Source organism: Streptomyces sp. NPDC031274, assembly GCF_055570235.1.
Genome location: NZ_JBVIHP010000217.1, coordinates 1 through 1,440 on the forward strand (window position 1 = coordinate 1; position 1,440 = coordinate 1,440).

The 1,440-nt window shown below is 70.0% G+C and carries 1 protein-coding gene; it reads left to right on the forward strand.

Translation table 11 applies throughout. The annotated features are described in order from the left end of the window. Positions 1 to 1,440 (forward strand): condensation domain-containing protein (locus ACZ5CR_RS45105; RefSeq protein WP_468869429.1); only part of this gene is annotated, 1,440 nt, incomplete at both ends.

The window sequence follows — 1,440 nt, forward strand, 5'->3', positions numbered from 1 at the left end:
CCGAGGTCCTCGGCGTGGATGTGGTCGGAGTCGACGACAACTTCTTCCAACTCGGTGGCCACTCCCTGCTCGCCGTCCGGCTTGTCGAGCGGCTGCGAACCCGAGGCGTATCGGTCTCCGTGCGCGCGCTCTTCGAAGCGCCCACGCCGGCCCAGCTGGCCGCGTCCACCGGCGCCGGTTCCGTGGAGGTGCCGGAGAACCTCATCCCGTACGGCACGGATCAGATCACCCCGGACATGCTGCCGCTGGTGGAGCTGGACCAGGAGGAGATCGACCGAGTGCTGGCGGTGGTCGAGGGCGGGGCGGCGAACGTCGCCGACATCTACCCGCTGGCGCCGCTGCAGGAAGGGCTCCTCTTCCACCACCTCCTGGCAGGCGCCGGCGAGGACGTCTATGTCGCGACCTTCGGCGTGGAGTTCGACTCACGCAGCGCACTGGATGAGTTCGCGAGCGCTCTGCAGCAGGTGGTGGATCGGCATGACATCTACCGCACCGGCATCGTCTGGGAGGGCTTGCGCGAGCCCGTGCAGGTGGTGTGGCGGCACGCGGACCTGCCGGTCGTCGAGCACGCCCTCACGTTCGACTCCGCCGAACCGAGGCGACGGATGGAGCCCCTGGCCGCCGTAGCGGGCTCGGTGATGGATCTGCGTCACGCGCCGTTGATGGACCTGCACGTGGCCGAGGCGACGGAGGGACGCTGGCTCGGGCTTGTGCGGATGCACCACATGCTGCAGGACCACATGGGCATGGACGTCGTACAGCAGGAACTCCGCGCGGTGCTCTCCGGCCAGACCCAGGACCTGGCACCGGCGCTGCCGTTCCGCAACTTCGTCGCCCAGACGCGGGCGGTGCCGAGGGAGGAGCACGAGCGGTTCTTCGCCGACCTCCTGGGCGACGTGACCGAGCCGACCGCCCCCTACGGGCTGCTCGAAGCACGCGGCGACGGCAGCGGGATCATCGAGGCGGGCATGCCGCTGCCCGAGGGTCTCACTGACGAGCTGCGGCGGGTGGCGCGGGATCTGGGTGTCAGTACCGCGACTGTCATGCACGTGGTGTGGGCCCGGGTGCTGGCGACGCTGTCGGGTCGTGACGACGTGGTGTTCGGGACGGTGCTCTTCGGCCGGATGAACGCGGGCGAGGGCGCCGACCGTGTCGTCGGGCCGTTCATGAACACCCTTCCCATGCGGGTGCGTACCGGCCAGGTCGGCGTGCGCGCCGCGGTCGAGCAGATGCGGGACCAGCTGACCGCCCTGATGGAGCACGAGCACGCCCCGCTGGCGGTGGCGCAGCAGGCCAGCGGCATCGCCGACCACACCCCCCTGTTCACATCGCTGTTCAACTACCGGCATGTCACCGGGTCGTGTCCGTCCGCGGCCGCAGCCAAGGCGGGGAAGAAGGGCGACATGACGGGGGGTGGCACAGAGTTTGTGGGGCCAGGGG